Source organism: Microbispora siamensis (assembly GCF_016863095.1).
Classification (GTDB): domain Bacteria; phylum Actinomycetota; class Actinomycetes; order Streptosporangiales; family Streptosporangiaceae; genus Microbispora; species Microbispora siamensis.
This window is the reverse complement of sequence record NZ_BOOF01000001.1, coordinates 282344-306734: the sequence shown is the minus strand read 5'-3', so window position 1 is coordinate 306734 and position 24391 is coordinate 282344. Positions and strand designations below refer to the sequence as shown.

Annotated in this window: 17 protein-coding genes; 10 read left to right on the top strand and 7 right to left on the bottom strand. The window is 71.2% G+C overall.

The features are described 5' to 3' along the window. Positions 1-50: 50 nt before the first annotated feature. From Msi02_RS01360 to Msi02_RS01345, 4 genes are all read left to right on the top strand, one after another. Positions 51-620 (top strand): hypothetical protein, encoded by a 570-nt coding sequence (locus tag Msi02_RS01360; RefSeq protein ID WP_204046683.1) that lies wholly within the window; start codon positions 51-53, stop codon positions 618-620. Beyond that, the gene (locus tag Msi02_RS01355) at positions 613-3477 is read left to right on the top strand and encodes a M48 family metalloprotease (protein ID WP_204046682.1); all 2865 of its coding nucleotides are present in this window, start codon (positions 613-615) and stop codon (positions 3475-3477) included. The genes Msi02_RS01360 and Msi02_RS01355 overlap by 8 nt, the downstream gene beginning before the upstream one ends. A gap of 276 nt (positions 3478-3753) precedes the next feature. Continuing rightward, on the top strand, positions 3754-6591 hold the full coding sequence (locus Msi02_RS01350; RefSeq protein ID WP_204046681.1) for a M14 family zinc carboxypeptidase: 2838 nt from the start codon (positions 3754-3756) through the stop codon (positions 6589-6591). Between the two features lie 63 nt (positions 6592-6654). Beyond that, positions 6655-8085, top strand: a complete 1431-nt coding sequence (locus tag Msi02_RS01345; RefSeq protein ID WP_204046680.1) for a M1 family metallopeptidase — start codon at positions 6655-6657, stop codon at positions 8083-8085. Positions 8086-8151: 66 nt separating this feature from the next. On the opposite strand, the gene Msi02_RS01340 is transcribed toward Msi02_RS01345, so the two are convergent. The 3 genes from Msi02_RS01340 to Msi02_RS01330 all read right to left on the bottom strand — a co-directional run bounded on the left by Msi02_RS01340 (position 8152) and on the right by Msi02_RS01330 (position 10340). Further along, positions 8152-8787 (bottom strand): response regulator, encoded by a 636-nt coding sequence (locus Msi02_RS01340; protein ID WP_204046679.1) that lies wholly within the window; start codon positions 8785-8787, stop codon positions 8152-8154. Further along, a complete protein-coding gene (locus Msi02_RS01335) occupies positions 8784-9929 on the bottom strand; it encodes a sensor histidine kinase (protein ID WP_204046678.1) in 1146 nt (381 codons plus the stop codon). The genes Msi02_RS01340 and Msi02_RS01335 overlap by 4 nt, the downstream gene beginning before the upstream one ends. Positions 9930-10151: 222 nt before the next feature. Continuing rightward, a complete protein-coding gene (locus Msi02_RS01330) occupies positions 10152-10340 on the bottom strand; it encodes a hypothetical protein (protein ID WP_204046677.1) in 189 nt (62 codons plus the stop codon). An 86-nt stretch (positions 10341-10426) separates the two neighbouring features. On the opposite strand from Msi02_RS01330, the gene Msi02_RS01325 reads away from it, so the two are divergent. Then, on the top strand, positions 10427-10858 hold the full coding sequence (locus tag Msi02_RS01325; protein ID WP_204046676.1) for a CPBP family intramembrane glutamic endopeptidase: 432 nt from the start codon (positions 10427-10429) through the stop codon (positions 10856-10858). Between the two features lie 57 nt (positions 10859-10915). Here Msi02_RS01325 and Msi02_RS44740 read toward each other — a convergent pair whose 3' ends face one another. Together Msi02_RS44740 and Msi02_RS01315 are read right to left on the bottom strand one after the other, a co-directional pair. Beyond that, the gene (locus Msi02_RS44740) at positions 10916-12754 is read right to left on the bottom strand and encodes a cellulose binding domain-containing protein (protein ID WP_239108004.1); all 1839 of its coding nucleotides are present in this window, start codon (positions 12752-12754) and stop codon (positions 10916-10918) included. 163 nt (positions 12755-12917) lie between these two features. Beyond that, positions 12918-13634 carry a DUF2470 domain-containing protein gene (locus Msi02_RS01315; protein ID WP_204046675.1) on the bottom strand — a complete coding sequence of 239 codons (717 nt, stop codon included), beginning with the start codon at positions 13632-13634 and terminating at the stop codon, positions 12918-12920. Positions 13635-13701: 67 nt separating this feature from the next. On the opposite strand from Msi02_RS01315, the gene rpsD reads away from it, so the two are divergent. Continuing rightward, positions 13702-14316: a 30S ribosomal protein S4 gene (gene rpsD, locus Msi02_RS01310; protein ID WP_204046674.1), complete on the top strand. Its 615-nt coding sequence runs from the start codon at positions 13702-13704 to the stop codon at positions 14314-14316. Positions 14317-14346: 30 nt separating this feature from the next. On the opposite strand, the gene Msi02_RS01305 is transcribed toward rpsD, so the two are convergent. Next, entirely contained in the window at positions 14347-15045 is a 699-nt protein-coding gene (locus tag Msi02_RS01305) for a GNAT family N-acetyltransferase (RefSeq protein ID WP_204046673.1), read from the bottom strand. Between the two features lie 161 nt (positions 15046-15206). Here Msi02_RS01305 and Msi02_RS01300 point away from each other — a divergent pair, with 161 nt between their 5' ends. After that, positions 15207-15980, top strand: a complete 774-nt coding sequence (locus tag Msi02_RS01300; RefSeq protein WP_204046672.1) for a MerR family transcriptional regulator — start codon at positions 15207-15209, stop codon at positions 15978-15980. Positions 15981-16168: 188 nt separating this feature from the next. Further along, positions 16169-16636 (top strand): hypothetical protein, encoded by a 468-nt coding sequence (locus Msi02_RS01295; RefSeq protein ID WP_204046671.1) that lies wholly within the window; start codon positions 16169-16171, stop codon positions 16634-16636. A 44-nt stretch (positions 16637-16680) separates the two neighbouring features. Here the strand turns inward: Msi02_RS01295 and Msi02_RS01290 are convergent, their stop codons facing one another. Beyond that, positions 16681-19317 (bottom strand): serine/threonine protein kinase, encoded by a 2637-nt coding sequence (locus Msi02_RS01290; RefSeq protein ID WP_204046670.1) that lies wholly within the window; start codon positions 19315-19317, stop codon positions 16681-16683. 340 nt (positions 19318-19657) lie between these two features. On the opposite strand from Msi02_RS01290, the gene Msi02_RS44380 reads away from it, so the two are divergent. Beyond that, positions 19658-20665, top strand: a complete 1008-nt coding sequence (locus Msi02_RS44380) for a chorismate mutase (RefSeq protein ID WP_204046669.1) — start codon at positions 19658-19660, stop codon at positions 20663-20665. A gap of 70 nt (positions 20666-20735) precedes the next feature. Continuing rightward, the gene (gene dnaE, locus Msi02_RS01280) at positions 20736-24257 is read left to right on the top strand and encodes a DNA polymerase III subunit alpha (RefSeq protein WP_204046668.1); all 3522 of its coding nucleotides are present in this window, start codon (positions 20736-20738) and stop codon (positions 24255-24257) included. Positions 24258-24391: the final 134 nt, after the last annotated feature.

Below are 24391 nucleotides of genomic sequence, written 5' to 3'. Positions count from 1 at the left end.
GGTGTCATCGTGTTCCCCGGCGGCGTCTGCGCGGGTCATACGATGGTGACATGACTGATGACATGGGGACAGGGCGGGTGAATACGGCAGGCCGTTATCAGTTACGGGACATCGTCCGATATGTAATAACCGACGTAGCTCCTGAGGAGCTGCCCTATCTCGATGGGCTCTGCCGATTCGACGACAAAACCATATTGCGACGGCTGAAACGAGGAGACCGGTCGGATGAACCTCTCGGGTTCGGCCTGGGAGACATCGTCACACTGCTGACGCCCATCGTGTGGCTGGCACTGGAGGAGACGGCACGCCGTGCCGCGGACGCGGCGGTCGACGGCGCGGTCAGGAGAGGGAGGGCCGGACTTCGCAGGATCCTCCACCGGCCGAAAGAGCCCTTGACGCTGCCCCCGCTGACCCCTGAGCAACTGGCCGACCTGCGACGTAGGGTGCTCGAGGTAGGCATGCGCCACGGTCTGGACCTGCCGGCGGCGGAACGAATCGCGGACGCGGTGGTGGTGCACTCGGCGCTGCGCGATCTGGATCAGCCTCCGTCCCCTGCGGGAGGCGAGGCCGGACAAGCTGAGGACGACGGGACCGGCGGCCTCCCGGCTCCGCATGCCTGACCTTCCGGGCGGCCCCGCGGTCACCGCGTCCCCCGTTCCGCGGGTGGACCAGCGTGTATTGAGCGCGGGGACGACGATGCGCTTCGTGCTGCTGCTCATTCTGATCTTGAGCAGCGGGCTCGGGATGATGTCCGACGTCGAGGGATCCGGGCGCGCCGGCACGTGCCCGTACGCGGCGGGGCTGGACACCGTCGACGGCGAGTTCTTCCCCAACGTGGCTGCCCTCCTCGACCAGCGGGACGCCCTGGCGGCGTGCTTTGCCCGCTACGGCTCGGACGTGCCGTGGTGGTGGCGCCTTCTCTGGGCGCTCTTATTCCTGACCGCCTCCGCGGTGCTGTTCTGGGGACTGCCGGCCTGGAAGGGGCGCTCCAGCCGGGTCGCTCCCGTCGAGACGGTGGACGGCCGGGGCGACCTGCGCTCCGAACTGGAGGGCCTCGTCGCGACAGCCGGGCTGGCCCGTGCCCCGCGCTTCGTCGTCGCTCGCGGCGAAGCGGGGGCGAACGCGGTAACCTTCGGCCGGCCGGGCCGCTACACGGTGCGCCTGAACGACGGACTCGTCGTCAGCCGGTCAACCGATCCGCAGGGTTTCCGCACCGTCGTGCTTCACGAACTCGCCCACATCCGCAACGGCGACGTGGTCATCACGTATGCCACCGTCGCTCTCTGGCGGGTGTTCATCGTCGTGGTGATGCCGCTCTACCTGGTCAAAACGGTGATGGGCGTGCTCGGGACGCCACCCGAATACCGGGTGGGGGAGCTTCCGGTGAGCACGCGGAACCTGCTGTTGACGGTTTTGATGGTGGCGCTGATCCACCTGGCGCGAGCGGACGTCCTGCGCAGCCGCGAGATCTACGCGGACCTGGACGCGCTGGCCTGGGGAGGCGACACCGAGGCATGGAGACGCAGGGCCGCGGCGGTCCGAAGCGGACGCACCCGGAAACTCGCGAAGTTCGCCCAGCTATGGAGCACCCATCCGCGCTGGGACCTGCGCCTTCGGTCCCTTACCGACCCGGCCGCGTTGTTCGGCCTGCAGGCACTGCCGTTCTTCCTCACCGGGGCCGCCACGTGGCTCCTCATCCATCAACTCGTCACCGCGAACATCTCCGGATGGATCAGTGGGTGGGCCGACGGCGCGACGGTGCCGCTGGCGGCGGCCGTCCTGACCGCCGTCATGGGTGTTGCCGTGTGGCGGTCGGCCACCCATGCCGTTCTCACCTCCCGCCGGGTCCCCACCGGGCTGGGGGCGGGACTGTGGCTGGGGGCAGGCCTGGCCGTGGGTGAGCTGACCACGAACCGCCTGGCCGTCAACAAGTGGACCCCGTCTCACATCGAGGCCCTGCTGCTCATCGTCCTCGCTGCGGCTCTGGTGACATGGTGGACCGCCCAATGCGCGCGGATTTGGATCAGGGCATGGCGGTGGGGTCCGCTGTGGATTGGAATGCTGCTGATCCTGCCGGCGACCTGGCTGCTCTTCTTCACGCTGCTCTCCTGGTGGAAGAGCTACGACCACGCCGTGGCGAACGGCTGGCCGTTCTCCTCCAGCGCCTGGATGGAAGTGCTTGCCCCCGGTTCCACCGGCCACCATTCCGGTGTCCTGGTGGCGCTCGCCGTGCCGGTGGCTCTGCTCAGCACCGTCGCCACCACTCCGTTCGCCGTGTGGGCCGTGCAGGCGCTGTGGCTGGTCCCGCTCCTCGCCTGGGGGGCCGGCCCGGACAGGAGCATCCCGGGCTGGGTGAGCAGGGCTTTGGGCGGCGCGAAGGCGCCGGACTCGATCAGGCAGGACGTTCCCGGCCTGCGGGGACCACTGCTCGTCTCCGCGCTCGGCGGCGTGGTGTGCTGGGGGGCGTTCGCGGTCGTCATGGCGTCCATGCACTCGGGGCGGGAGGCGCGGCGCACGGACGACGAATTCGTCCTCGTCTACGCGGCGTGGTGCGCACTGGTCGTTGTGGCCGCCGCCGCGGTCAGTGCGGTCGTCGCAGCCGTGCTGGCCCGTCGCTACCGGCTCCTCGTCGCGCTTGTCAGCGCCGGCGCAGCCATGGTGATCGGTGGCGCCGGGGTGTTCCTGCTCCTGGCGACGGACGGATGCGTTCCGCCGCTGAGCACGCTGGCGGAGTCCTGCGCGTGGCGGCCCGGCGCGGCCTGGGACACCTTCTCCGGCGTACTGCTCTACGCGTCGGTCGCCGCGATGATGATCGCGATGATCGCGGTCATCCCGCTCGCCGCCGTGCCGTCGCGGCGCCGGCGGGAATCGCCCGGCGCGGTCCCGGTGCCCGCGAGTTCTCGCCGTGGTCTCCGTGCCGTTGTCGCCGCGCTCACAGTGATCACTTTGGGATTCACCGCCGCGGTCTTCGTGGCACCGTCGGCCGCGCCCGCGGAGCAGCGGCCGCCGAGGCGGGGGAGCACCGCGATCGAGGCCCTCGCCCGCACCGACCGGCCGAATCCGTCACCGCAGATGCGGAGGCTGCAGGCGCAGTCATGGCTTCTCCACGGTGGCCTGGAGCTGGTGGACGGCTTCGTGGATGTTCACTTCCGCCTCCGCGATGCCCGGTCGGCTGCCCGCTCTCATCCGTCCGATTACGCCCATTTCCGCACTGTGTGCGCCACCGTTGACCGGCTGACCCGGCAGGCCGGCGCCTACTTCCGGGTGCCGGATCCGCAGGGTCAGGACCTGTGGGCCAAGACCGTCGGCCGGATGAAGAAGGCGGCCGCCGGCTGCCTGCGCGGTTTGGCCGAGGGGAACGACGCCCTTGTCGACAGGGCGGCCCAGGAGTTGGCCGACACAGACAGCGACAACCTGATTCCTGCCCTCGCTTGGATCTCCGTGATAGCGGGCACGGCGGCCGGCGGATCGTCGTAACCGACAGCCTGGGGGCGCAGGCGGGCCGTGACCACCGGCCGAAGCGGGCGAACCCGATGCCCAGTTGTTATCGGACGTTATAAAAGGACGATTCGGTCAGAAGATGCCACATTGACATGCGGAAACGCCATTGCTCACAGTTTCCATCCGCATGCGGTTATATTTCGCGGCGTCTTGTCCGGTTTATTCCCTTCTAATACTGTCCGCAGTGACTTTGTCGTTTCCCGGACGGGTGCTCCCCCGAGACATCCCCCCGTCCCCCCGCCTGGAGGCGAGATGCGGTTACGCACGACGTTGTGCGGAAGATCCCCCTACGGCATGGCGCTCGGCGTCGCGGTCCTGGTGTCGGCCGCGCTCACGCTGACGCCCGCGTCCCCCGCGCAGGCCGACCCGGCCGACGCGCGTAAGGCGCCCGAACGGTGCAGCACCGACCCGAACGCCCACCTGGGCAAGGTCCCGGCTCCCGAGCAGTTCTTCGGCTTCCCCCTGGGCAAGGGACAGCCCCGGGTGCTCACGACCGAAGAGATCAAGAAGTACGTGGAAGCGGTGGGCGGCGCCTCGGACCGTGTGGTCACGGGCACCGTGGCGCACAGCGTGACCGGCCAGGACCTGCCGTACGCCATCGTGTCGAACTCCCACAACATGGTCCCGGGGCAGCTCAAGAAGATCGCGGACCAGATCCGTTCGCTGCGCGACCCGAGGTCGCTGCGGGCGGACAAGGCGGCGCGCATCGCCGACGACTCGCCCGCCATCGTCTGGATCGCCGGAAACGTGCACGGCGGTGAGAAGAGCGGCGCCGACGCCGCGCTCAAGACCTTGTACGAGCTGGCGAGCGGCCTGTCCTGCGACGTGGCCAAGCGCAACGACAACCTGGTCACGATCATCGTGCCGACCCAGAACCCGGACGGCCGCGACGCGAGCCGCAGGCAGAACGAGTACGGCTTCGACCTCAACCGGGACTGGTTCGCCCGCACGCAGCCGGAGACCGACGGCAAGATCGAGATGCTGCGTCAGTACCCGCCGCAGGTCTTCGTCGACGCGCACGAGATGGGCGGGCGGCAGTACTTCTTCCCGCCCAACGCCGACCCGATCCACCACGAGATCGCCGACCAGCCGGTGAACTGGATCAACCGCATCGGCGCGGCGAACGCGGCGGGCTTCGGCTACAACGGCGCCTGCGGCGGCGCGGTCACCACCGAGTGCTACTTCAACTACGCGACGTACGACCTGTTCTACATGGGCTACGGCGACAGCGTCCCGGCCGCGGGCTTCGGCGCCGCCGGGATGACGTTCGAGAAGGGCAGTTCGTCGGCCGTCGAGGACCGGGTGCAGCAGCAGTTCAACACCCAGTGGGCGACGACGGGCTGGGCCGCCGACAACCGGCGCGAGGTCCTGAACGGCTACTACTCGATCTGGCGGACCGCGCTCGCCGAGGGGGCCGCCGGCACCCTGGAGCCGAACGAGGTCGTCCAGCCGACCAACACGGTCCGGTTCCCGGTGCCCGGCATCACCATCCGGTCGTACTTCCTGCTGCCCGACCGGCAGCTCGGCGACGTGCGCCGGCTGGTCGAGCGGCTGCGCCGCATGGACGTCGAGGTCTACCGGGTGAGCAAGCCCGTGAAGGTGCCCTCCGCGCGGGTCTTCGGCGGCCGGACGGCCAGTGACGTGACGGTCCCCGAGGGGGCCTACTGGATCCCGATGGACCAGCCGCAGAAGCACTGGATCCAGGCGGTCATGGGGGAGGACCCGTACGTCCCGTTCCCCTATTTCTACGACGTCTCCTCGTGGAGCAACCCGCTGCTCTCCGGCGTGAACACCATCTCCACCGGCGACGTGCTGTCGCCGAAGGCCGACCTCGTCAGGGACATCGACGGCGGCGTGGCCTCCGCCGCGCCCCGGGGCGGGTCGTACTCCTACCCGATGGACTCGGCCGCCGCGTCCGAGCTGACCTTCCGGCTGCTCGGCGCGGGCGTGCCGCTCACGCGTGACGACCGGACCGGTGTCGTCAGCCTGCCCGCCACGGCGACGAACCGCGGCGAGCTGGACAAGCTGGCCCGCTCGCTCGGCGTGACGGTCGAGGGCGCCGCCGCCCCTGCCTCCGGCGCCGCGCTGCGCACGCCCGACGTCGGCCTGTTCGCCGGCACGGGCGTCTCCACCACCTCCGGCTCGTACGGCGAGGCCCGCTACGTGCTGGGCGACCGCTGGGGCCTCGGAGTCACGCCGGTGACCACGGCCGACATCAACGGGAACACCCCGGCCTTCACCGAGCGGACCGTCCTGCTCGTCCCGGACGGCAGCAGCGCGAACGGCGGGCTGACCGCGCAGGGCCTGGCCAACCTCAGGCAGTGGGTGGCCGCGGGCGGCACGTACGTCGGGCTGCGCAACGAGGGCACCCGGGTCGCCAGGTCCGCGGGCCTGACCTCCACGACCGAGAAGGCCAAGCCGACCGGCTACCAGGTCATCGGCTCGCACTTCCGGGTGGACGTGGCCCAGGGCAGCCCGGTGTCGCTCGGCCGGCCGGCGGAGGACTTCCAGTTCAACAACGGCGACCCGATCCTCAACCCCAGCCAGACCGGGGTGAACGTGCTCACCTACCCCTCGGATGACACGTTCTGGTCCAACGGCTACACGGTGGGCGCCGAGGCGCTCAAGGGCACGGCCTCTCTCGTCGACGAGCCGACCGGGGCGGGACACGCCGTGCTGTTCGCGTACAACCCGCTGTTCAGGGCGTACAACGAGAACGGCATCCACCTCCTCGCCAACGCGCTGCTGTACCCGGCGGGCGGTGCCGCGTCCCAGGCGAAGCAGCGCATCGCTTCGGCACGGCCGGAGACGGAGTCCCTGCGCAGCGCCGCGGCGACGGCGGAGGAGCCGCCGAACCTCGGCGGGGAGTGGCGGCCGATCGTCATCCAGGTGGCCGACGCCGACCTCGCGCGGGCGCAGGCGGTGGTCGAGCGCTACACGGACACGGCGCTGACCGCGTCCGCGGACGGCTCGTCCTACATCACGATCCCGAACCCCGACGGACTGTCCGCCGACGAGCACCCGTTCGTCCGCGACCTGGTCCGCGACCTCGGCGCGGCGGGCATCCCGCTCCGCTCCGTCGTCGCCTGATCTCACGCGAAGAACCGGATCGGGCGGCCGGCCCCGGCCGCCCGGTCCCTTGAAAGGACTCTCATGACATCGTCCCGTTCGCGTCGGGCGGCGCGGCTCGGCGGCGCGGCCCTCGCGGCCGCGCTGCTCACCGCGACCCAGGCGACCACGGCTCTCGCGGCTCCCGGGGACCCCGGGGAGCCGCGCTACTCCGCGGGCGCCCCCTCGCTCGGCGACCCGTACTTCCCCGACCAGGGCAACGGCGGCTACGACGTGCGGCACTACGACGTCACGTTCTCCTACGACCCCGCCACCAAGGTCATGGACGCCACCACGGTGATCACCGCGGTCGCCACCCAGGATCTCGACCAGTTCGACCTGGACTTCCGCGGCCCGCAGATCACGTCGCTGAAGGTCGGCAAGCACCCGGCCGCCTACCGGCGGGACGGGCAGGAGCTCGTCGTCACCCCGCGGCCGAAGCTCAAGACCGGGGAGACCTTCACGGTCACGGTGACGTACGCGGGGACGCCGCCGGTCGTCACCGACCCCGACGGCTCGATCGAGGGCTGGGTGCCGACGGACGACGGCGCCTTCGTGCCGGGCGAGCCGCAGGGCGCCCCGGCGTGGCTGCCGGCCAACGACAGCCCGGCGGACAAGGCGACGTTCACCTTCCGCGCGACGGTCCCGGAGGGCGTCACGGTGGTCGGCAACGGCCGCCTGGTGTCCAGGACGACCGCGGACGGCACGACGACGTTCGTCTGGGACTCGGCCGAGCCGATGGCGACCTACCTCGCCACGGTGACCCTGGGGAACTTCGTCGTCAACGAGACGACCACTCCCGGAGGCATCCCGGTCTACACGGCGGTGGACCCCCGCCTGGTGACCCAGTCGGCCGCGGCCGTCGCCCGGATCCCCGACATCCTGGACTACTTCTCCTCGATCTTCGGGCCGTACCCCTTCAACCAGGCGGGCGCCATCATCGACCGCGCGCCGAACGTCGGCTACGCCCTGGAGAGCCAGACCAAGCCGATCTTCTCCAGCGCGCCCGGCGTCGGCACGATGGCGCACGAGCTCGCGCACCAGTGGTACGGCGACAGCGTGAGCGTCGGCAAGTGGTCCGACATCTGGCTGAACGAGGGCTTCGCGACGTACGCGACCTGGCTGTGGACCGAGCACACCGGGGGCGCCACCGCGCAGCAGACGTTCAACAGCGCCGGCAACTACGGCCGGGCGGCGACCTCGTCGTTCTGGCAGATCGTCACGGCCGACCCCGGCCCCGAGGACATGTTCGGCAACGTGCCGTACAACCGCGGCGCGATGACGCTGCACGCGCTGCGCGGCAAGATCGGCGACGCCGCCTTCTTCACGCTGATCAAGGACTGGGCGGCTCAGCACCGGTACGGCAACGCGGGCACCGCCGACTTCATCCGGGCGGCGGAGAAGGTCTCGGGCATGGACCTGAAGGCGTTCTTCGACGTGTGGCTGTTCCAGAAGGGCAAGCCCGCCTCCTGGTGACCCGTTCCCGGCGGCTCCCGTTCGCGGGAGCCGCCGGTTTCTCAAGACGCGGTCGGAGGACGCGGTTCAGGGACGCAGATGCAGGGCGAGCTGGATGCGGTCGCGCAGGCCCAGCTTGCGCAGCACGCTGGACACGTGGTTCTTGACCGTGCCCTCGGTGATGAACAGGCGCGCCGCGATCTCCCTGTTGGCGGCCCCGGCGGCGACCATCCGCGCCACCTCCACCTCGCGAGCCGACAGCAGCTCCTGCCCGCGGAAGGCGACCGGGCTCACCGGCAGGTGCCGCAGCTCGGCGACCAGGCGGGCCGCGACCGGGCTGCCCAGCACGGTCTCCCCGCGGCTCACCCGGTGGACGGCCGCGACCAGGTCCTCCGGCGAGCAGTCCTTCAGCAGGTAGCCGGTCGCGCCGCCGCGCAGCGCGCCGAAGATGAACTCGTCCTCGTCGAACGTGCTGAGCACGACGACCGCCACCTCCGGATGCTCGGCGGCCAGGCGGACGATCAGCTCCACGCCGTTCATGCCCGGCATGCGCATGTCCACGAGCGCCACGTGCGGACGGCGCTCGCCGATCACCCGCAGCGCCTCGTAGCCGTCGGCCGCCTCGCCGACGACCTCGATGCCGTCCTCGACCTCCAGCAGCTTGCGCAGCCCCTGGCGCAGCAGCGCCTGGTCGTCCACCAGCACGACCCTGACCGGCCTCATGCCCGCACCCCCAGCGGCAGCTCGGCGCGCAACTCGAACCCGCCGCCCGGCCTGTTGCCGCCGGCCAGCGTGCCGCCGAGCGCCCTGGCCCGATCTGCCAGCGACGTCAGCCCGAAGCCGCCGCGCGCCCGGTCGTCCCTGCCCGTTCCGTCGTCCCTGACCACGAGCGCCACCTGGTCGTCGCCGAACGTGAGCGTGCCGTGCACGTGCTCCGCCTTCGCGTGCCGCAGCGCGTTGGTGAGCCCCTCCTGCAGCACTCGGTAAAGGACGAGCTCGGTGTCGGCCTCCAGGCGCCGCTCCTCGCCCCGCACCTCGAAGCTCACGGTGATGCCGGTGCCGTCGAACGACGCCGCGAGCCGTTCGAGCGCGGCGCTGCCGACGCGGCCGTCGAGCGCGAGCGGACGCAGCGCGCGCACCCAGCGCCGGGCGTCGGCCAGCGCCTCCACGGTGAGCTCCTTGGCCTGGCGGACCTCCGCCCAGGCGGCCTCGGGGCGGCGCTCGCGGAACCGCTCGGCGTTCTCCAGGCCCATCTTGATGACGGTCAGGTGGTGGCCGATCGAGTCGTGCATCTCCGCCGCCATCCGCGCCCGCTCCTCGGCCACGGCCAGCTCCCTGATCCGCTCCAGCAGGCCCTGGGCCTCCTCCCGCCTGCGCCGCGCCTCCAGCGTGGACGCCGCCATGCCCAGGACGAACGCGGAGAACACCGCCATCACGGTGGCCTGGACGATGCCGTCGGCGATCGTCGACCCGAGAAGCGGCGGCACGAACACGGAACCGACCACGACACAGGACAGGATGGCCGTCGCGACGCGCATGCCGTACAGGAACGCGAGGTTGGCCACCGCGATGAGGATCAGCGGCAGGTGGGTCTCCCGGGAACCGGTCATCCCCAGCAGGATCGTCGCCGCGAGGAACAGCGGGGCCACCCAGAGGCGGCCCCGCGCCCGGCTCCAGGGCAGGGCCAGCCAGAGCGCCGCGAGCAGCACCAGGTCCGCGCCGAAGAGCACGCACTGCAGCGGGCTGACCACGCCGGTCACGAAGCCCTGCGCGAGGCCGGCGGTCAGGATGGCCGTCATCGCCCAGAACACGAGGTTGAACAGGAACGGCCGGTCGGCGTCGCGAAGCCAGTCGAAACGCGCCATGCCTCGACCCTAGAGCGATTCGGACCGGGCGCAATCGCCCATCGGAACCATGACCGCGGTCATGCCCGCGTCTATCCGCCGCTCGATGTGCGGTGAGCAGGCCGAACCTAGCGTCTTACCCATGAGAGCCACCACGCCCGTCTGGGCCGTCCTCATCGCCGTCGTCGTGATGTTCGTCCAGGCGTTCAGCGGCCCGCTGCTCGTGGCGCTGCTGACCGACGATCACGGCATCCTCGTCCAGACGCTGAGCGCCCTGTCCGTGACGCTCGTCTCGATCGCCCTGGTGTACGCGGTCCGCCGGTTCCTCGGCCGCCAAGGCTGGTCGGGCGTGCGGCTGACCTGGTCGTGGACCGCCGTGCAGCAGGCGCTGACGGGCCTGCTCGTCGGAGCGATGGCCGTGGTGACCGCCAAGGTCTATGCGGTGTCGCTGTTCCTGACCGATTGGGTGCCCTGGTGGGAGGCGGCCCGCGGCGTGGCTCCCGTACCTGCCGCTCGCGTTGGCGATTCCGGTGCTCAACCAGGCGTTTCCGGAGGAGCTGGTGTGGCGGGGGCACGTGTACGACACCCTGTCGGCCCGGCTGTCCCCCCGCGCGGTGGTGATCATCGTGTCGGGAGTGTTCGGCGCCTTACACATCGTCTCCCAGAGCGGTGCCGACACCCTCATCGAGAAACTGCTCTACGTCGTGATGGCCACCGCGCTCGGCTTCGCGTGCACGGTGGCCCGGATGCGCAGCGGCGCGGTGTGGATGGCGGTGGGCGTGCACGGCGGCTTCCACATCGGCCTGCGGCTGACGCCCACGCAGGCCACGAACTACGGAGTGCAACTGGTGCTGATGGCAGGCGCCCTCACGCTGGCCGCGTGGGTGATCGACATGGTGTACCGCGCGCGTGCGGGTCGCGAGCCGGTGGCCGCCCCAGAGAGGGTCTGAGAGTAGTGGCGGGGCCGCGCCCGCCCGCTCGTGCGTACGGGCGGGCGCGGCCGGGGGTCAGCCGGTGGTGCAGGAGATCGGCGCCGGGACGTCGCCGGTGCCGTTCCCGGTGAAACCGAACGACGTGGAGGCTCCGGCGGCCAGGCTGCCGTTGTAGCTCACGTTCTTCGCGGTGACGGCGGCGCCCGACTGGGACACCGTGGCGTTCCACGAGGAACTGATCGTCTGGCCGTTCCGGTACGACCAGCCGACGGTCCAGCCGGAGATCGCGGTGGTGCGGGTGTTCGTGACCGTCACATCGGCCTGGAAGCCGCCCGGCCAGGAGTTGGTCACCTTGTACGTCGCCGAGCACCCTGAGCCGCCGGGCGTGGGGGAGGCCGACGGCGACGGCGAGGGGGACGGCGAGGGGGACGGCGAGGGGGACGGCGAGGGGGACGGCGAGGGGGAGACGGTGCCGCCGCCGGACGCCTTGAGGACCGTGATGGAGTACGGCGGCAGCGTGATCGAGGTGGCGGACGACGCGCTGCTCGTGCTGATCGAGGTGGCGCCCTTGCGCCACTGCACGACGGTGGCCGCGCCGCCCGGGGAGAAGCCGGAGTAGGACAGCGAGACCGTCGTGGAGTTGTTCAGGTCCTTGTTGACGAGCACGACGTTGACACCGCCGGAGGTCTTCACCGCATGCGCGGCGAGCAGCGAGCTGGACGAGGACGCCTTGACCAGGGTGTCACCGGGCGATCCGGCCCTGCCGACCATGGCCAGGCCGTAGTAGGGCGGCAGCGGCGTGTTCACCGGGGGCTCCCCGGAGCTGCCCGAGGACAGGATGCCGAAGTCGTTGTAGTCGGGGGTCCCGTCGTCGTTGGTCTTCGGGCTGCTGCTGGTGCCGTTGTGGAGGCTCCACCAGTCGACGTTCATCACCCCGTTCTCGAACCAGGTGAGGTAGCTGTCGGCGGCGCCCAGGGCCGTCGTCGCGCTGTTGAGCTGGTAGTTGAGGTTGGCCTCCGTGACCGCGATGCCGATGCTCGACGCCCTGCTCCCGGCGTATTTCGCGAGCAGGGAGCGGACCGTGCTCACCATCGGGGCGATCTGCGAGACCTTCGTCAGGCTGTCGGCCGCCGACGTGGCGCCCGGATACCAGTGGATGATCACGAAGTCGGCCTTGTCCTGCACGATGGACATGACCGTGTTGTTCCAGTCCGCGCTGTCGCCGGAGCCGACGACGCCGTCCGGCCAGCCGCCGGGGGTGGTGAGCACGACGCCCACCTTGATCGAGGAGTCCACGGCCTTCATCGCCGAGATGTACTGCAGGACGTTGTTCGCGTACGCCTTCGGGCTCTTGTCGGCGTGGTTGTCCTGCTCCCAGCCCGAGCCGTAGTGGCCGTTGCCGTAGACCTCGTTGCCGATCTCCCAGTATTTGACGCCGTACCCCTTGGTGACGTTGGCGTACCGCACCCAGTCGGCCGCCTCCTGGGCCGTGCCCGTCCCGTAGTTGGCGATGACGACCGGCTGCGCGCCGGCCGAGCGCACCGTGCTGACGTAGGTGTCGAAGTCGGTGCCCGGGGCCACGTAGCCGCCCTCGGTGGTGTGCGTCTTCCAGTGGTAGATGTCGCCGTACGAGCCGCCGGGGTAGCGGACGGCGGTGAAGCCGGCGTCCCGTAGCAGACCCGAGACGGGGGAACTGTTCATGTTGCCGTCGTAGACGGCGACGTTGACGCCGTGACCGGCGACCGGGATCGTGCCGAGGCTCGTGCCGGTGTTCACCGTCACGGTGGCGGAGGTCGCGGCCGAGGCGGGCGCGGTGACGGCCGTCGCCGCCACGAGGGCCGACGCGGCGGCGAGCACCGCCGATGTCAGCAGGGCCAGGCCGGCGCGCCGCCGGCGGGTGAGCGAGCCGTGCATGGGGAGCTCCTTCGAGCGGTCGCGCTGTCGCCCTCTCCGGGCGCAGGTCGAGCCGCATCCTTGTTCCTCGCCATGCCGGACGGTCAACGCCCAGGCGGTCCGCAAGGCTCTGACCTGCGGACGATTTCGTATGGATCTGCAACTTTCATCGTCGTTTCCCAGATCACTGGGACAGCAGGCAGGCCAGGGCGCGTTCGAGCGCCGCGGGCGTCGCGACCGGCGCCGGCCAGGGGACCCTGACCAGGTGGCCCGGCCCCGGCCGCAACGTGGCGCCGTAGCGGTCCAGCTCCCACAGCCACACCTCCTGGGCGGGTTCCCCCGTCAGCCGCTCCGCCGCCTCCCTCAGTTGCGCCGCATGCGACTCGTTGACGTGGCGCACCATGCGTTCGGCCAGGGGGAGCAACGGGTCGGGGGCCGAGGCGAGGTAGCTCTCGGCGTCGAGGACGCCGGACTCCTGGCCGGTCAGGTAGATCACGTGGCAGACGTCGACGCGCAGCAGCGCGGGTCCGCCGCCCTCGACGGCCGCGAACAGGTCCTCGTCGGGGCACGCCTCCGCGATGGCGACCGCGGCGGCGCGTGTTTCCGCCGCCGGCACGGGCTGCGTCCACCCTCGCACCTTCAGCAGGGCGCGGGGCCGCTCGACCCCGCCGACCTCCCTGATCGCCGTGAGGTCGACCGTCACCAGGGTCTCCGCGGGCGCGGCGTACAGGGTCTCGCCACGCTTCACCAGCAGGACCGGCCGGCCTCTGCCGTCCACGCCGCCGCGGGCGGCGGACGCGGGCACGCCGGACCCGGCGACGGAGACGTGCGTGGGCGCCGCCAGCGCCGCGAGCGTGCGTACGCGTTCGGGGACCGGGACGGCGGTGACCGGATGGCGCATGGGGAGCTCCTTGAGAGTAGGTTAGGCTCACCTTAGTAAGGCTTGCCTAACTTGGAAAGAGGGCGTCATGCGCTACACGGGACCGAAGGTGCGGCTGTCGCGGCGGGCGGGCGTTCCGCTGACCCGCAAGGCGGTGAAGTACTTCGAGGCCCGGCCCTACCCGCCGGGGGAGCACGGTCGCAAGACCAGCCGCCGCAACACCGGCGACTACGGAGTGCGGCTGCCGGAGAAGCAGAAGCTCCGCTGGTACTACGACGTGTCGGAACGCCAGCTCCGCCGCTACTGGGACCTGGCCGTGCGCCGCCCCGGCCGGTCGGGGGAGGAACTGCTGGCGCTGCTGGAGACCCGGCTCGCCTCACTTGTCCTGCGGGCCGGCCTGGCGCCGTCGATCTACGCCGCCCGGCAGTACGTGAACCACGGGCACATCACGGTCGACGGCCGCAAGGTGGACATCCCGAGCTACCTGGTGAAGCCGGGCCAGGCGGTGGCCGTACGGGACCGGTCGGTCCGGATGCAGCCGTTCGTGGCCGCCGCCGAGGGCACGTACGCGGACGAGCGGATCGCCCCCTACCTCGACGTCGACCACCGGGGGCTGCGCTTCACCCTGCTGCGGCGCCCGGAACGCGAGGAGATCGTGGTCCCGGTGGACGAGCAGCTCGTGGTCGAGCACTACTCCCGCTGACTCCGGCGGCGGCTTCGGCGGTGGATACCGTCATGGCGTACGGAACCCGCGGAACGTCACGCGCTTGCGGACCACGAAGCCGAGCCGCTCGTAGAGCGCGATCGCGTTGACGTTGGCTTCGGCCGCGTGGAGGAACGGGCGCTCGTTCCGGGACGTGATACGGGTGATCAGTGCGCGTACGAGGCGGGAGGCATGACCTCGCCCGCGGACTTCGGGGGCGGTGCAGACGGCGCTGATCTCGGTCCATCCGGGCGGGCGGAGGCGTTCGCCCGCCATGGCGACCAGGACGCCGTTCTCGCGGATACCCAGGTAGGTGCCGAGTTCGAGAGTCCGGGGCCAGAACGGTCCCGGCCGGGTCCGCGCGGTGAGATCGAGCATCTCGGGCACGTCGCCGACGCCCAGCTCGACCATGTCCGAGCCGGGCTCGGCAGGACCGGGGCGGCCGCCCGCGGGCCAGATCATCTGGAAGCCGTCGAGAGTGAAGATCGGTTCCCAGTCCGCGGGCGGGGTCGCCGGGCAGCTGAACAGGTCCGCGAACTCGCCGCGGCCGAGCAACCGCGCGAGGTCGGCCCACTCCGCCGGGTCCGGGTCGGCGGACACCGTGGAGAAGGTCGCGACTTCCGGCAGGTAACCGGCCGCCCGGCCGAGCCGGCGGGCCAGGTGCGCGTGATGGCCGCGGAGCGACTCACCGACCGGGTCGTCGAGGGCGACGGCGTCGCGGTCGACCATGTGTTCTGTGCCTTTCGTGTCGTGCGCGGGTGAGAGCCGCTGACCACTCGCAGCCGCAGTGTAGCCAGGCGAGTTCCTGTCCCCGCCTGGGGAGGGGGTCCGATCGCGCGCTCGGCCGGGGGCTTGAACCTCCCGTTGGGAGAGGTCGTAGCGTTTCGCACGTGATCGGGGCAGACGACGCCGGGCGGCGATGGTCGATCGGCGAGCTGGCACGGGCGACCGGGATGACGGTGCGCGCGCTGTACCACTACGACGAGATCGGGCTGCTGAGCGCGAGCGAGCGTACGCCCGCCGGGCACCGCCGCTACACCGAGCACGACCTGCGGCGGCTGTACCGGGTCCGCGCCCTGCGGGCGCTCGGCCTGTCGCTGGAGGAGATCGCGGGTGTCCTCGACGGCGCGGCGGACGACCCCGGGTCGATGCGCGATCTGCTGACGGCGCAGTTGCGCAGGCTCGACGAGCACGCGGAGCTGATCGGGGTGCTGCGTCAGCGGATCCGCGGCCTGCTCCGGCAGACCGGCGACTCGTCCGGCCCCGATCCGGATCGGTTGATGACCACCTTGGAGTTGATGTCGGTGTTCGAGACGTATTTCACAGCGGAGCAGCGCGAGCGGCTGGCCGAGCGCAGGGACGCGCTGGGCGGCGAGGGCCTCGAAGCGGCCAAGCGCGAGTGGACGGGGCTGGTCGAGGAGGGGCTGCGGCTCATGGAGACCGGCGTGCCCGCGGACGACGAGCGGGCCCGGGACCTCGTACGCCGCTGGGACGCGCTGGCGGGCGGGTTCCATCCGGACGGACCGGAAGGAGAGCGGACCAGGGCGGCGGCCCGCAGGATGTGGCGGGACAACAGCGCGGAGATCGGCCGGAGCCTGCCCTGGCCGGCCGAGCGGATGGCCGGCCTGGTGGCCTACCTGGATCAGGCCCGCGAGTCCGGCTGAGCGGCCCGCCGTCCCGGCGTTTTCGCCGCCGCGTGTTCACAGGCGGGCTCGTACAGTGGAGGGAGTGGTGATCGCTTCCGGCCGCCTCGGGCCGGAGAAGGACCGCCGCGAACGGTCGCCCGGAGCAAGGGCGGGCCGGGACCGGCGGCCCGGTGTCCCTCCCATCCGGCCCCACGACGGGGGTTCTCATGGCGCTGACGATCGAACGGACCGTTCGGGGGGTCCTGGTGATCCTGGGAGTGGTCACGGCACTCCCGGCGCTCGCCCTGGTCGCCCCGGGAAGGGCGCTGGACTTCTCCTACGGCATCTCGCCGCCGTCCGACCCCATGGCACTGGCGCTGCTCCAGCATCGGGGCATCCTGCAGGGGGCCCTGGGCGCGGCCCTCGTCTGGGCCGCGTTCCACCCGGCGGTCAGGGTTCCGGCGGCGGTGACGGCGATCGTCACCAAGTCCGTCTTTCTCGGCCTGATGGCGGCCTTGCCCGTCGCGGTGAGGGCGGGCGCGACACCCGGCATCCTGTTCGACATCGGCGCGATCGTTCTCCTCGCGGCCGTCCTCACGCTCCACCGCAGGCTGACGGGCTCACACGGGCAGGGTGGCGGGAGCCCGGCCCGGCTTTCCACCGACGGACGAGGGCGGTCGGCGGCCGGGCGCTGAACCGGACTCCCGCGCCGCCGTCGGCCACTCGGCGGGGGAGCGCGTCACTTCGCCGGCTTGAAGGTGGCGGCCATGGTCTCGAAGAGCTCCTTCTTCTTCTTCCAGTCCTTGTCCTGGGTCTTGTAGAGCAGCGCGTAGCCGTTGTGCTTGTCGGTGACGAAGCCGCGGTCGATCACCCGTGACCGGTACGGGCTGTCTCCGAAGGTGAACTCCCAGTCGGCCGCGGTCTTCCAGTACCCCTTGACCTCTCTGATCTCGATGAGCTTGTAGCCGGGGAAGTTGCGGCTCATCCCGGGAACATCACGCCGCCAGACCTTCAGCGCGTCGGACTCGGGACTGGTGGTGTGGTGGACCTCCAGGTAGGTGTGCGAGTCGCCGCGGAAGCGGACCTCGCCGTTGCCCCTGCCGTCCACGTGCCACCCCTTCGGCAGCGCGATGGAGAACCCGCTCGAGTGCTTGTACTTGTGCCAGCCCTCGGGGACATCCCCGGGTCCGATGGCATCGGAGCTCGGGGAGGGCTCGGGGGACGGGGACGTCGTCGCCTCGTCCGAGGCGGACGCGGACGGCTCGGCGGAGGACGGCGCGGCCGAGGAGGACGCCGAGGCGGAGGGCTTCTGGCCGCCCTTCCCCGTCGCGGCCGGGGCCGCGTCCGACCCGGCGGAGGGGTCGCCCCCCGGGTCGCCCTCGCCCGCCCGCAGGCCGAGGTAGCCCGCCACACCCGCGACGACCAGCAGCGCGGGGATGAGGATCAGCGCGACCTTCAGCAGGCTGTTCGACGACCGCGGCCGGACAGCGGTGGTGGACACCTCGTGCCACGCCGCACCGCCCTGCGGGGGCACCGTCGCAGGCGCCTGCCTCAGCCCGGCGATCGGGCTCCCGGCGCCGGCGATCCCGGCCGCGCCCAAGGCGTCCTGCGTCCGGTCCGCCGTGGCGGCGCGCCGCTCGTCGCCCGCGCCCGGCGCGGACCCGTCGTTCGCGAGGGACCGTGGCGTCTCGGCGCGGGCCGCTCCGGCGCGGTCGCCCGTCCGGTCCGTACGGCTGTCGCCCCCGGAGCCGGCGTCGGCACGGGTCTCGGAGCCGGTCTGGGAGCCGGTGGAACCGGAGGAGGCGGACGACGTCGAACCCGCCGCGCCCCTCGACGCGGCGCTCCCGCCAGCGGCGCCCTTCGGGGGCGCACTCGCGCCGGAGGCCGCCGAGGACGGTGTGGTCGAGGGCGGTGTGGCCGAGGGTGTCCGCTCGCCGGAGGAGGCGCCGGAATCCTTCGTCTTCCCGGAGGCGGCCGAGCCCTCCGGCGCCTCGCGGTCCTCCTTGCCGGAGGCCGCGCCGGCCTTGCCGGAGGCAGTGCCGGCGGTGACGGCAGGGGCGACCTTGGTGGTGCCGTCCTGGGCGTCCGCCGCCGCCGGACCGCCTTCCTTCCCGGGCTTCTCCTCGGCGGGGGCGCCGGTCGAGGGCGACGTACGGACGGGCGGGGCGGCCTGCGCTCCGGTCTCCGGCATGGCCGCCGGCGCCTTCCCGGCCTCTTCCCGAGCCGGGCCGTCCTCCTGCTCCTGTGCCCCTTCGTCGCGTATGACCGGCAGCGGTGAGGTGATCTCGCCGGGGCCCGGCGCCTCGTCGCGCTCCGCGGGCGTCGCGGGGCGCTCGTCGCGGTGCGCGGAGGACACGGGCGGGGGAGATGCGGGCGGGTACGGCGCCGCGCCCCGGGAGGGTTTGGCCGCACCGGGACGGGAGGCGGGCGTCCGAGGGCTCCGGACCTCCGGCTTCGCGGCCTCCGGCTTCGCGGCCTCCGGCTTCGGGGTCTCCGGCGTCACGGGCCGCGGCGAAGCAGGTTCGGCGGGCGCGGCGGCGGGCCGGGAGGGCGGCGGGGACAGATCCCGCGACGCGCGCTTGAGCAGCCGGGTCAGTTCGTCGTAGCCGGGCCGGTCGGCGGGCTCCTTGGCGAGCATCCGCAGCAGCACGGGACCCAGCGCGCCCGCGCGCCGCGGCGGGGCCGGGTCGTCGTTCAGCACGGCGTGCATGGTGGCCATCGCCATGCCCCGGTCGTGCGGGGGCTTGCCCTCCACGGCCGTGTAGAGCGTGGCGCCGAGCGACCACAGGTCGGACTCGCGCTGCGCGGCCTCGCCGCGGAGCCGTTCCGGGGCGATGAAGGCGGGGGTGCCGACGAGGCCGGTGCGGGTCATGGTGGAGTCGGCTTCGAGCCTGGCGATGCCGAAGTCGGTCAGGACCACCCGGCCGTCATCGGTGAGCAGCACGTTCTCGGGCTTGACGTCGCGGTGCAGCACGCCCTGGCGGTGGGCGGCGCGCAGCGCGTCCAGGATCTGCAGGCCGATCTCGACGGTGCGCTCGGGGGCCAGCGGGCCGTCCTCCCTGATCACCTGCCCGAGCGAGCGGGACGGCACGAGCTGCATGATGATCCAGGGCCGGTCGTCCTCTTCGATCACGTCGTGGACGACCACCACGTTCGGGTGGGTGAGGCGGCCGGCGGCCCGGGCCTCGCGCATGGTCCGGCGATTGAGGTCGCTGAGCTCGTCGCCCATGGCGCTGTCGTAGCGGACCTCCTTGACCGCGACCGCGCGGTCCAGCAACTGGTCGTGGGCGCGCCAGACGACGCCCATGCCACCCCGGCCGATCGGCTCCATCAACTGGTACCGGCCTCCGACGAGCCGGCCTTCCGCACGCGACACTCGAACCCCTTCCTGGACCCATGAATCGTCCCACGGATGGCAAAGGGATCAACCGCGTCCATGACCGGCGATCCCGGAATCCGAGACAGATCGGTTCGAGCCGTGGCCTGTCGCTGCTAAGGTCCTTGTTATGGGTAGGTACAGCTCGTTTACGAGGCCGGCTCCGGGAGGGCCGGTCGCGTGACGGTGAGCTAGCGACCATCCGGAGCCGGCTTGAGGCAGGGACGCCAGCGTCTCTGCCTTTTTCGTTCTCGGAAGTCCGATCTCAGCCAGTCCCGATCTCAACGAGTCCCCATGGCAGACGGCCGGTTCCGCGGGGCCGGCCCACGGAGGAGCCCACATGTCGAAGGCAGCCCAACTCGACCGCGACGCCGTACGGATCGGCGACCTCGTGATCGGCGACGGGCTCCCCGTTGTGGTCATCGGGGGCCAGGACGCCCGCTGGCTGCGCCTGCGCGGCGACGGCGGCCCTCCCGGCGATGGCGCGGAAACCGCGCGGGACACGCCGGCGGACACCTCGGAGGCCAGGGCGGACTCCTCGGGGGCCAGGGCGGTCGCCGAGGCCAGGGCGCGCTGGACGGGCCCGCTGCTGGTGGAGCCCGCCACGGTGGCCGACCTGCCCGCCGTGGCCCGGCACGCCGACGGAGTGGTGGTCGGGGCGGCCTGGGCGGGCGACCCCGACCTCGTACGCGCCGCGGCCCGGCTCGGGCTCCCCGTCGTCCTGCAGCGGGGGATCGTCCGGAGCGGGCGCGCGGCGATGCTGGAGGAGTGGCTGGCCGCGGCGGACGACTGCGCGGCCGAGGGCAACGAGGCGGTCGTGCTCTGCGAGAGCGGGGGCCGCGCGGAGCCGGAGGACGCCGCGCCCGACCTCGGGCTCATGCGCGCCGCGCGGGAGCGCACGGGGCGCCCGGCGCTCGCCGGGCTGGGCGGCGACGGCGGGCTCGCGGATGCGGCGGTGGCGGCGGGAGCGGACGGACTGCTGGTCGGCCCGGGCGCGCCCGAGGGGGCTCTCGCGGCGGCGCACGAGGCGGCGACCGTCATGGCGGCACTCGTGCGGCCGGACGATCCCGAGACCCTCGACGCGGCCCGGGCCGCGATCGACCGGGTGGACGCGGCCCTCGCCACGCTCCTCGAACGCCGGGCCGCGCTGGCCGGGCGGATCCAGCGGCTCAAGCCCGTCGGCGGGTTCAGAGGGCGGGACATGGACCGCGAGCGGCGCCTCGTCGCGGCCATGGCCCGCCGCGCCCCCAGCCTCGGCGCCGGGCTGCTCGCCCCGATCATGAACGCCGTGATCGAGGCCGGATTGCGCCTGTCCGAGGAGAAGCGGGACGGCGAGGAACGGAGATAGGATCCGAACCACGTGAGTCCCACTGGTTCGCGTTAGGCTCTGTCCGCGGTCCGGTGACGATGGGGGTCTCATGGGTGATTCGTTTGTTCATCTGCACGTCCACACCGAGTATTCGATGCTCGACGGAGCGGCGCGGCTGAAGCAGATGTTCAAACTCGTGGGCGAGCTGGAGATGCCCGCGATCGCGATCACCGACCACGGCAACATGCACGGCGCCTACGACTTCTACAAGCAGGCGACCGGCGCCGGGGTGAAGCCCATCCTCGGCATCGAGGCGTACGTCGCGCCCGAGTCGCGCATGCACAAGAAGCCGGTGCTGTGGGGCGAGCCGCACCAGAAGAGCGACGACGTGTCGGCGGGTGGCTACTACACCCACATGACCATCTGGGCGCGGAACAAGACCGGCCTGAAGAACCTGATGAAGCTCAGCTCGCGCGCCTACACCGAGGGCTTCGTCCGCAAGTGGGCCCGGATGGACGCCGACATCCTCGCCGAGCACGCCGAGGGCCTGATGGCCACCACCGGCTGCCCGTCCGGAGAGGTGCAGACCCGGCTGCGGCTCGGCCAGTACGACGAGGCGCTCAAGGCCGCAGCGAAGTTCCAGGAGATCTTCGGGAAGGAGAACTACTTCCTGGAGATCATGGACCACGGCCTCGACATCGAGCGCCGGGTCCGCGACGGCCTGGTCCGGATCAGCCGCGAGCTGGACATCCCCCCGGTGGTCACCAACGACTCCCACTACACGTACGAGTCGGACGCGGCCGGCCACGACGCGCTCCTGTGCATCCAGACCGGCAAGCAGCTCAGCGACCCGGACCGGTTCCGGTTCGACGGCAGCGGCTACTACATCAAGACGGCCGACGAGATGCGGGCGGTCGACTCCTCCGACATCTGGCAGGAGGGGTGCCGCAACACGCTGCTGGTGGCCGAGAAGGTCGACCCCGAGGGCTTCTTCCCCTACCACAACCTGATGCCGACCTACCCGATCCCCGAGGGGATGACGGAGGAGGAGTACTTCCGGCAGCAGGTCTGGGAGGGCCTGAAGCGCCGCTTCCCGGGCGGCGTGGACGAGGAGCACCGCGCCTGGGTCGAGAACGAGCTCAGCGTCATCATCCAGATGGGCTTCCCGAGCTACTTCCTCGTGGTCGCCGACTTCATCATGTGGGCCAAGAACAACGGCATCCGGGTCGGTCCCGGCCGTGGTTCGGCCGCCGGTTCGCTGGTCGCGTACTCGCTGGGCATCACCGACCTCGACCCGATCCCGCACGGCCTGATCTTCGAGCGGTTCCTCAACCCCGAGCGCGTCTCGATGCCCGACATCGACATCGACTTCGACGAGCGCCGGCGCGCCGACGTGATCCGCTACGTGACCGAGAAGTGGGGCGCCGACAAGGTCGCCATGATCGCCACGTTCGGCACCATCAAGGCGAAGGCGGCCGTGAAGGACGCCGGCCGCGTCCTCGGCTACCCGTACGCGCTGGGCGACCGCATCTCCAAGGCGTTCCCCCCGGCGGTGATGGGCAAGGACATCCCGCTGTCGGGCATCTTCGACTCCGACCACCCGCGCTACAACGAGGCGGGCGAGCTGCGCAAGCTGTACGAGGAGGACGTCGACGTCAAGGCGACGATCGACCTCGGGCGCGGCCTGGAGGGCCTGATCCGGCAGACCGGCGTGCACGCCGCCGGCGTCATCATGTCGGCCGAGCCGCTGACCGACCACATCCCGATCATGCGCCGCGACTCGGACGGCGCGATCATCACGCAGTTCGACTACCCGACCTGCGAGACGCTCGGCCTGCTGAAGATGGACTTCCTGGGCCTGCGCAACCTCACGATCATCGACGACTGCCTGAAGATGATCGAGGGCAACACCGGGAACAAGATCGAGCTGCTGGAGCTCCCGCTCGACGACACCAAGACGTACGAGCTGCTGGCCAAGGGCGACACGCTCGGCATCTTCCAGCTGGACGGTGGCGGCATGCGCACGCTGCTGCGGCTGATGAAGCCCGACAACTTCGAGGACATCTCCGCGGCCCTCGCGCTCTACCGGCCCGGCCCGATGGGCGCCAACTCGCACACCAACTACGCGCTGCGCAAGAACGGCCAGCAGGAGATCATCCCGATCCACCCCGAGCTGGAGGAACCGCTCAAGGACATCCTCAGCACGACCTACGGCCTGATCGTCTATCAGGAGCAGGTCATGGCCATCGCCCAGAAGGTGGCCAACTACACGCTCGGCGGCGCGGACCTGCTCCGCCGCGCGATGGGCAAGAAGAAGAAGTCCGAACTGGACAAGCAGTTCGAGTTCTTCGAGAAGGGCATGAAGGAGAACGGGTTCTCCGCGGCGGCCATCAAGGCCCTGTGGGACATCCTCCTCCCGTTCTCCGACTACGCGTTCAACAAGGCCCACACCGCCGGGTACGGCCTGGTGTCCTACTGGACCGCCTATCTCAAGGCCAACTACCCGGCCGAGTACATGGCGGCGCTGCTGACCAGCGTCAAGGACGACAAGGACAAGTCGGCGCTCTACCTCAACGAGTGCCGCCGCATGGGCATCAAGGTGCTCCCGCCGGACGTCAACGACTCCGACTTCGACTTCACCCCGCGCGGCACCGACATCCGGTTCGGCCTGTCGGCCATCCGCAACGTCGGCGCGAACGTCGTGGACGGGATCATCGCGGCGCGCAAGGAGAAGGGCAGGTTCACCGACTTCAAGGACTTCCTGCGCAAGGTGCCCGCGATCGTCTGCAACAAGCGCGTCATCGAGTCGCTGATCAAGTCGGGCGCGTTCGACTCGTTCGGGCACGTGCGCAAGGGCCTGCTGATGGTGCACGAGCAGGCGGTCGACGCGATCATCGACATCAAGAAGAACGAGGCGATCGGCCAGGACTCGCTGTTCGGCGCGATCGACGGCGCCGAGGACCAGACCTTCGACGTGCAGATCCCGCCGGGGGAGTGGGACAAGACGACGCTGCTGCAGTTCGAGCGGGAGATGCTCGGCCTGTACGTCTCCGACCACCCGCTGTTCGGCGTCGAGCACATCCTGTCGGCGGGCGCCGACTGCTCCATCGCCGCGCTGCAGGACGACAGCCGCCCCGACGGGCAGGTCGTCACGGTCGGCGGCATCCTGTCGGGCCTGCAGCGGAAGGTGACCAAGAAGGGCGACACCTGGGTCCTCACCATGCTGGAGGACCTGGAGGGCTCCATCGAGGTCATGATCTTCCCGTCGGCCTACCAGCTCTGCGCGACCGTGCTCGCAGAGGACGCGATCGTCTTCGTCAAGGGCAGGATCGACAAGCGGGAGGACGTCGCGAAGATCATCGCGATGGAGGTGACCGCGCCGGACCTCACCGCAGAGTCGGGCGGACCGCTGGTGGTGAGCATGCCGATCAACCGCTGCACGCCGCCCGTCGTCGGCCGGCTCAAGGAGGTGCTCACCACCCACCCCGGGACCACGGAGGTCCACCTCCAGGTGCACAACGGGCCGCGTACGACGGTCATGCGGCTGGACGACCGGCTCCGGGTGACCCCGTCACCCGCCCTGATGGGCGACCTCAAGCAACTGCTCGGCCCGGCCTGCCTGGCCGGGTGACCGTACACCGGGGCCGTGGCGCGGCGGCTGAGCCGTAGCCGATCGAGACGTCGCGGCACTCGTCGGCGGAAGACGCGCATGCCGGCAGGTGTCTCCGGTTCCGGGCGGCCGCGTGGCTTCGTGCGGCCGCCCGG